We start from the raw sequence: 7488 nt of genomic DNA on the forward strand, positions 1-7488 counted from the left end.
CGGCCGAGCGGACCGGGCGGGCGGTGTGGTGGGATATCCCCATGAAGCTCTCTACCTATCGATTGCCCGGCTCGGACCCCGACACCCCCGGCGCCACGTTCGCCGCCCTCGTCACGGAGACCGACGGTCCCCGCGCCACGGCCGCCGTCGAGCTGGACGGCGTGATCGACGTCGGCGACTTCCTGTCCCTGCCGGAACCGAACCGCACCGAGCTGGTGGAGGCCGCCCTCGCCGCGGCCGCGGAGGAACCCTCCCGGGTGCTGGACGCCTCGGCACTGGAACCCGCCACGCTCATCCCGTTCCCCACCAAGGTCTTCTGCATCGGGCTGAACTACCGCAACCACATCCTGGAGACCGGGCTGGAGCTGCCGGAGCACCCCTCGATCTTCACCAAGTTCGCCCAGACGCTCACCGGGGCCACGGACGCCATCGAGGTCCCGGCCGAGGACCACCGGCTGGACTGGGAGGGCGAGCTGTGCGTCGTCATCGGCGAGCCCGGCCGGCGCATCCCCGAGGATCAGGCCGCCGCCCACATCGCCGGTTACGCCATCTCCAATGACGTCTCCGTCCGCGGCTACCAGGGCCGCACCACCGAATGGACGCAGGGAAAGGTCTGGGAGGAGACCACGCCGATCGGCCCGTGGCTGGTCACCCCGGACGAGTACGCTCCGGGCGCCACGATCACCACCCGCGTCAACGGCGAGGTCATGCAGCAGGACTCCACCGGGGACCTCGTGTTCGGCGCCGAGAAGCTCGTCTCCTACCTCTCCGACCTGGTCACCCTGCTGCCCGGGGACCTCATCCTCACCGGCACGCCCGCCGGGGTCGCCCTGGCCCGGAAGAACGACGCCGGCCGGCGCCCCTGGCTGAAGGCCGGCGACGTCCTGGAGACCGAGATCGACGGCCTCGGCCTGCAGCGGAACGAGATCCGGTGACCGCCGGATTCACCACGTGTGACCTCTTCGACGCGGACGGGACGCTGCAGTCCTGTTCGGTCCAGTTCCAGGACCTCGGCGCCCGGCCGGTGTTCACCGGCCCCGTGCGGACCATCCGCTGCCACCGGGACAACGGGCTGGTCAAGCAGGTCCTGAACTCCCCCGGTCACGGGGCAGTGCTGGTGGTGGACGGCGGCGGCTCCCTGGAGTCCGCCCTCATGGGCGACCTCATCGCCGGGGCCGCCGTGCGGAACGGCTGGGCCGGGGTCGTCATCCACGGGGCCATCCGGGACCGGGCCGTGGTCCGTACCCTCGGCCTGGGCGTCAAGGCCCTGGGATCCAACCCCCGCACGTCCGCCAAGGACGGCGCCGGCGAGGTGGACGTCCCCGTCGAGTTCGGCGGGGTGACCTTCACTCCGGGCGCCACCCTCTGGGCCGATGAGGACGGCATCCTGGTCACGCCGTGACCGGGCTTCCCGGCAGGATCAGCGCCCTCAACATCCTCGGCGCCGGACGGGCGGGGACCTCGCTCGCCCGGGCCGCCGCCGCGGCGGGCCTCCCCGTGCGGATCGCGTCCAGCCGGCCGGCCACCGCGATGCGCCTGCACCTGGCCCAGTACGCTCCGCGGGCCACCGCGGTGGCGGCGGAGGAAATCGCGCAGGATGGTGCGGAGCAGCCGATCGTGGTGCTGATGGTCCCCCAGGAGGACCTCGATTCCGTGGACCCGGACTGGCTGGACGGCTGCCTGCTCGTGGACGCCACCAACCGCTGGGCCGAGGAGCCGCTCCCGGGCTGGCTCCAGTCCGGGCTCGACGCCGGCCGGTCCAGTTCTTCAGTCCTGGCCGCCCGATTCCCCGGTGCCACGGTGGTGAAGGCCCTGAACCACGTCAGCCACTGGGACCTGGACACCGCGGGCCGATCCCCGGGCCCCGAACGGCGAGCGCTGGGAGTGGCCTCGGACAGCGAGGAGGCCGCGGCCGCCGTCGGGCAACTGGCCGGTGACCTGGGGTTCGCCCCGGTGCTGCTGCCCGGCCTGGCCGCCGGCCGGGTCCTGGAGCCGGACGGGCCGGTCTTCAACCGGCCGATGTCCGCGCCTGAGATGGCCCGTCTCACCGGCGGTACTGTGGTGCAGGACTGAGGGGAACGGCTCCGGCTCTCCCCGACCCGACCGATCCCACCCGATATCGGACACTGAGAGCAGGGGACGCCCGATGCCCACCGACACCGCCTACGTCCGAACCGGTCTGCGTGCCACACCCATCACCAGAACGGCCACCCGACCGGCGAGAACGGCTACCGGCTGGGTGGCGGCCTTCGGCCTGGCACTCGGGTTGCTGTCCGCGGTGCCGGCGGCCCTCGTCATGGGTGCCTCCCCGGCCCAGGCCGAACAGGCCGAGGAGGTCATCCTCGAGGACGGCGCCGGGGTCATCCACGAGCCGACCCTGCGCGAGGGCCTGACGGACATCGACTTCCGCGAGCCGACCACCGTGGTGGTGTGGACCCAGCGCGGCGAGGCCGAGTCCAACCTCAACGAGCGCCTCCTGGCCGATGCCCGCGAGAACCATCCGGAATGGATCAGCGACGACGGGCAGAAGTGGACGGACGGCCTGTTCATCTATGCATTGGACCCGGAGGGCCGGCTGCAGGGGGTGTACTTCGGCGAGGACCGCAAGGTGGGGCTCGAGACCCAGGAGGATATCCGGGAGGACGCCGTCGAGTCGCTGACGGAGGCCAACTGGACGCAGGCCGCCCTGGACGCCACCGAGTCCGCCGCGGCCGTGATGAACCGGCCGTGGTACCAGCATCCCGGGGTGTGGATCGGCGGGGCGATCGTGGTGGTCGTCGGCGGCATCTTCGGTGGGGCCGCCGCGGCCGGCCGGAAGAAGCAGCGGCAGAAGGCGCAGGCGGAACTGGACCGGGGGAACCAGGCCTTCGCCAATGTCAGTACGGACCTCGAGGCCACCGAGCTGAACGCCCATACCGTGCCGGAGGGCTCGACGTACGGGGCCATGGTGCTCGAGCGGTACCGCACCTTCCACGAACGCTATGTGGAGGCCGCCCGCCAGAACGACCGGCTGTCCGGCCTCCCGGCGAAGAAGCTGCACCGTAAGGAGTACCGCCAGGCCATCACGGCGTACACGAAGCAGGCGGAGGAACTCGACCAGCTCGACGACACCGTGGGCAGCACGAACACGCTGCTGAACAAGTACCCGGGCTGGCCCGAGGCCTGGGACCTCCAGACCGCGCCGATGCGCGAGGATCTGGGCCAGATCGACGAACTGGTGACCGGACAGCCCAAGCTCAAGGCCGATCAGCTCACCCCGTTGCGCTCCTTCCGGCCCGAGGCGGAACGGGAACTGGAGCGGCTGGGCGCCGGCCTGGAGACCGGCCAGCTCTCCCCGGACGAGGCCCTCGACGGCCTGGACGCCCTGCGGATCCGCCTGACGGGCCTGCTGGACGACTACGCGAAGGCCCAGATCGAGGCCTTCGCCACGTCCGATGCCGAACGCCAGACCCTGCAGGGAGAATTGGAGCGGGAACGCCACCGCGCCTCCCGCCGTCCCGGCTCGATCCTGGACACGGTGCACCAGCCCGGCTGGTTCTGGACCGCGACCGCCTTCCACCTCGGGTACTCCTCGGGCCAGTCCCACGTGGTGACCGCGCGTGAGCAGGCGGAGGCCTCCTCCTCGTCCTCCTCGACCGGATACGGCAGCTCGGGCGGCAGTTTCTCCGGCGCCGGGTCCTCCTCCAGCTTCTGAGGTGCTGGTCCAGGCGCTCCTGCCAGGAATGCCGCTGAGGGGCCCGGGGTTGCTATGGACATGAGCACTGACGCACGCCAGGATCCGTTGGCGTTCTATCTGGACAAGTCCGATCCGGCCGCGTGGAAGGCGGTGGGCGGATTGTCCGTCGCCGCGAAGACCGCGGCCCGGAAGGCCGGGCTGGACGATCAGCTCGTGGAGCTGGTGAACCTGCGCATCTCCCAGATCAACGGCTGCGCCTACTGCCTCGAGGTCCACACCCGCTACGGGATCGACGCCGGCCTCGACTCCCAGCGCCTCGGCCTGTTGGCCGCCTGGCGGGAGGCTGCGGCCCTCTACAGCGAGACGGAGCGGGCCGCCCTGGACCTGGCCGAGACGGTCACCCTGCTGCCCGGCCAGGAGGACCAGCACGTCAGCCAGCTGATGAGCCACCAGGTGCTGACGGACGAGCAGTACTCCTCCGTCCAGTGGCTGGCCATCACCATGAATGCCACCAACCGCATCTCCATCCTGTCCCACCACCCGGTCCAACGCCGCTGAACGGCGGGAATCGAGGCGTACGCCATGAGCAACACCGAGACTGACCCGCAGGAGACCGTCTGCAGGAACACGCCGGCCGCCGGGCCGCGCTTCACCGCGGGACTCTCGGACGGTGTGGACCCGCACGCCGGCGGCACGGGCACGGTCGAGCTGCTCGAGCCCCGCGCGGTACCGCTCGGCGGGCCCCGGGCCATGACCGTCAAACGCACCCTGCCGCAGCGGGCCCGCTCCCTGATCGGCGCCTGGTGCTTCCTGGACTTCTACGGCCCGGACGACGTCTCCGCCACCGGGGGCATGGCGGTCCCCCGTCACCCGCACACGGGGTTGGCGACCGTCTCCTGGTTGTTCACCGGGCGGGTGGACCACCTCGACTCCGCCGGGAACTGGGCCACCGTCCGCCCCGGTGAGGTCAACCTCATGAACGCCGGTTCCGGGATCACCCATTCGGAGTTCTCCACGGCGGACACCACCGTGCTCCATGGCGCCCAGCTCTGGTACGCCTTCCCGGAGCACGCCCGTGCCACCGCACCCTCGCTCGAGGCCCACCGTCCGGAGCCGGTCACCGGGCCCGGTTACACCGCCCGCGTCTTCCTCGGCTCCCTGTTGGGCTCCACCTCTCCGGTGAGAACCCACCTGCCGCTCACGGGCGTGGAGTTGCGGATGGACCCGGACACCACCCTGGAGGTGGACGTCCCTGCCGGCCACGAGCACGGCCTGCTCCAGGTCACCGGGGCCCTCGCCCTGGACGGGGTCGAGATCCCCGAGGACCACCTGGGCTTCGTCGGTCCCGGCCGCACCCGCTTGCGGATCACCTCCGGACCGGACCCCGTCACGGCGCTGCTGATCGGCGGAGAACCCCTCGGCGAGCAGATCATCATGTGGTGGAACTTCGTGGGGCGCACCCACGAGGAGATCGTGGCCTGGCGAGCCGCCTATCAGGCCGAGATGGGATTCGAGGCGCCGCGGGAGGACGCCACGATCGGCACCCGCTACCGCGACGGCCGGACGTTCCCCCAGTTCGGCGACTTCCCGGCGGAGACCCCCGCCCCGTTGCCGGCACCGGCCCTGCCCACCACCCGCATGCGGCCCCGCGCCAACCCACCATCAAGGAAGTCACCAAGGAACCATCAAGACAACAGGAGAGCCCATGAGTGAGCCGACACCATCCCTGGACCACCCGAAGGTCGTCCAGGGCAGCACGCCGCGCTACGAGATCCACGTGGATGCCTCGGGCGAACCGGCTGGCAAGACCTACTTCACGGAGCATGCCTCGGCCGACGGGACCCGGCAGCGGATCTTCCCGCACACCGAGGTGTCCGAGGAGTACGGCGGCCATGGGCTCGCCTCCACGCTGGTCCGTGGCGCGCTGGACGCGTCCATCGCCGAGGGGTACCGGATCGTCGCCGTCTGCCCCTACGTGAAGGGGTGGATCGACAAGCACCCCGAGTACCGGGATCAGGTGGACGCCACCACCCCGGAGCACCTGCAGGCGCTCGAGCGCCGCTAGCCGCCGACGGACACCGGCCGTGACCCTCCGACAACAAAGCCGGCCGGGAGCATCCGCTGATGCTCCCGGCCGGCTTCTCGTGGTCGGGGTGACAGGATTTGAACCTGCGGCCTCGTCGTCCCGAACGACGCGCGCTACCAAGCTGCGCCACACCCCGTGGAGAGTGGTTCCATGCCGAGTCCGGCGGGGAACCACAGTGGTCTATCCTAGCCGTCCGGTGCCGGATTCACCAAAACGATCCGTGGAGGCCAGCGGGATGCACACTAGACTGATCGTGTCAGCGAACCAGCCGACGAGAGACGGAGAGACGTGGCCACCGACGCGGAGGGATTCGGCGCCTTCAGGGACTTCCTGGCGTCACGCCCGAACCTGGTCGGCCTCGCCGCCTTCATCGTCGTGTTCCTCGGGGTGGGCCTCCTGTCGGATTCGATCCTCGCGGCCTTCCTCGCGGCGGCCCTGGGATACACGGCCGGCCTGATCCTGACGCCGGCCCACCGCAGGACCTATTCCTCCGGCCTCCCCGTGCGTGGTGCCACCCGGCAAGAGATGGACGGACGGCTCGCGGAGTTCCGCCAGCGGGTCCGGAGCCACCGCGCCCAGCTTCCCCCGGATTCTCAGCACGATCTGTCCCTGATCACCGCGCACCTGGGCGAGATGATCGATCGCTGGGACCTCGTCCAGCAGGCTCCGGAGCAACGGCTGTCCATCGAGTCCCTCGTGTACCAGTATCTGCCCAGCACGCTCGACGTGTTCCTCCAGCTGCCGGACTCCGCCAAGCCGGCGGCCGCCCCGGAATGGACCCGGCAACTGCAACTGCTGGCCACTGAGGTCTCGCGCAGCCGGGACACCGTCCTGAAGCATGATCTCGAGTCGATGCGCACCAACGGCCGCGTGCTCGAGCAGAAGTTCGAGGACGGGGATCTCAAGATGTTCCGGGAGAACGGCCTCTAGGAGCCGCCTCCGCCCTGACCCGGTTCTCCGTGCTCGGTGAGGCTGCCCCCGGTGAAGCGGGTGAACGCGCCCAGTATCGTGGTCCAGTCCTCCCACCACGACGTCGGCTCGTTGCCGCGCACGCTCAGCTCCGCTCCCCCACGGGGTCCCGCGGACCACGACAGGTAGAGCCGGACGGGCGACGTCGCCGCGTCATGATGCCCGCCCCACCAGTCGAGCTCCAGGGTGCCCTCCGCCGCACCCGCCAGGGTCGCCCACTCATAGGGGGGATCCTGGTCATCGCCCGAGGAACCGTCCGCGTCCTCCTCCAACAGGCCGCCATCACCGAAGTACACATGCCCCGCTTCCCCGGTGGCGCGGAGGGTCCGCGGCCACCAGAGATGGGTGTCGTCCACGAACGCGCCGACCGCCTGATCCAGGTCGAGCGGGAGGGATGCGCACACGGCATGCGTGGCCCCGGCCGACGCCGGCCCACTGGTCACCACCGTCCCGGGGACCACGTCCCCCGGCACCTCCGTGCTCACAGAGGACTCCTCCTCACCGGTGGGGACAGCGAACGGGTCAAGGAATGGGCTCTCAGACATGTCCCTCATCAAACCATGCCGGATCACACCGGGCCGGCAGGGCCTCTTCGGGACAGGACAGCACGGCATGGCTTGTTAAACACAGAAGCCCTGGACCGTGAGGTCCAGGGCTTCTGTTCAATGGTTGTCCGGCGGCGTCCTACTCTCCCACATCCTCCCGGATGCAGTACCATCGGCGCAGTGGGCCTTAGCTTCCGGGTTCGGAATGGGAC

The 7488-nt window shown here is 70.4% G+C and carries 9 protein-coding genes, 1 tRNA gene and 1 rRNA gene; 8 read left to right on the top strand and 3 right to left on the bottom strand.

Going from position 1 to position 7488, the window contains the following annotated elements; all coding sequences use genetic code 11:
• The first annotated feature begins 41 nt into the window (after positions 1 to 41).
• From AB0333_RS16300 to AB0333_RS16330, 7 genes are all read left to right on the top strand, one after another.
• A complete protein-coding gene (locus tag AB0333_RS16300; RefSeq protein ID WP_366219740.1) occupies positions 42 to 935 on the top strand; it encodes a fumarylacetoacetate hydrolase family protein in 894 nt (297 codons plus the stop codon).
• Positions 932 to 1402 carry a ribonuclease E activity regulator RraA gene (gene rraA, locus AB0333_RS16305; RefSeq protein ID WP_366219741.1) on the top strand — a complete coding sequence of 157 codons (471 nt, stop codon included), beginning with the start codon at positions 932 to 934 and terminating at the stop codon, positions 1400 to 1402. Before AB0333_RS16300 ends, rraA begins: the two co-directional genes overlap by 4 nt.
• A complete protein-coding gene (locus AB0333_RS16310) occupies positions 1399 to 2073 on the top strand; it encodes an NAD(P)-binding domain-containing protein (protein ID WP_366219742.1) in 675 nt (224 codons plus the stop codon). Before rraA ends, AB0333_RS16310 begins: the two co-directional genes overlap by 4 nt.
• 73 nt (positions 2074 to 2146) lie before the next feature.
• Positions 2147 to 3694, top strand: coding sequence for a DUF5129 domain-containing protein (locus AB0333_RS16315; protein WP_366219743.1), 1548 nt, complete (start codon positions 2147 to 2149; stop codon positions 3692 to 3694).
• Positions 3695 to 3754: 60 nt separating this feature from the next.
• On the top strand, positions 3755 to 4234 hold the full coding sequence (locus tag AB0333_RS16320; protein WP_366219744.1) for a carboxymuconolactone decarboxylase family protein: 480 nt from the start codon (positions 3755 to 3757) through the stop codon (positions 4232 to 4234).
• Positions 4235 to 4258: 24 nt separating this feature from the next.
• Positions 4259 to 5389: a pirin family protein gene (locus tag AB0333_RS16325; RefSeq protein WP_366219745.1), complete on the top strand. Its 1131-nt coding sequence runs from the start codon at positions 4259 to 4261 to the stop codon at positions 5387 to 5389.
• Complete coding sequence (locus AB0333_RS16330) at positions 5382 to 5741, top strand: GNAT family N-acetyltransferase (protein WP_366219746.1); 360 nt, start codon at positions 5382 to 5384, stop codon at positions 5739 to 5741. The genes AB0333_RS16325 and AB0333_RS16330 overlap by 8 nt, the downstream gene beginning before the upstream one ends.
• A gap of 80 nt (positions 5742 to 5821) precedes the next feature.
• On the opposite strand, the gene AB0333_RS16335 is transcribed toward AB0333_RS16330, so the two are convergent.
• Positions 5822 to 5898: transfer RNA gene (locus AB0333_RS16335), tRNA-Pro, on the bottom strand.
• 152 nt (positions 5899 to 6050) lie between these two features.
• On the opposite strand from AB0333_RS16335, the gene AB0333_RS16340 reads away from it, so the two are divergent.
• Positions 6051 to 6692 carry a hypothetical protein gene (locus tag AB0333_RS16340; protein WP_366219747.1) on the top strand — a complete coding sequence of 214 codons (642 nt, stop codon included), beginning with the start codon at positions 6051 to 6053 and terminating at the stop codon, positions 6690 to 6692.
• On the opposite strand, the gene AB0333_RS16345 is transcribed toward AB0333_RS16340, so the two are convergent.
• Both AB0333_RS16345 and rrf read right to left on the bottom strand, forming a co-directional pair.
• Positions 6689 to 7276 carry a hypothetical protein gene (locus tag AB0333_RS16345; RefSeq protein WP_366219748.1) on the bottom strand — a complete coding sequence of 196 codons (588 nt, stop codon included), beginning with the start codon at positions 7274 to 7276 and terminating at the stop codon, positions 6689 to 6691. The two genes, AB0333_RS16340 and AB0333_RS16345, sit on opposite strands and share 4 nt — an antisense overlap.
• Before the next feature lie 126 nt (positions 7277 to 7402).
• A 5S ribosomal RNA gene (gene rrf / locus AB0333_RS16350) occupies positions 7403 to 7488 on the bottom strand; the annotation flags it as partial.

It is taken from the genome of Citricoccus sp. NPDC079358, assembly GCF_040702545.1.
Lineage (GTDB): Bacteria > Actinomycetota > Actinomycetes > Actinomycetales > Micrococcaceae > Citricoccus.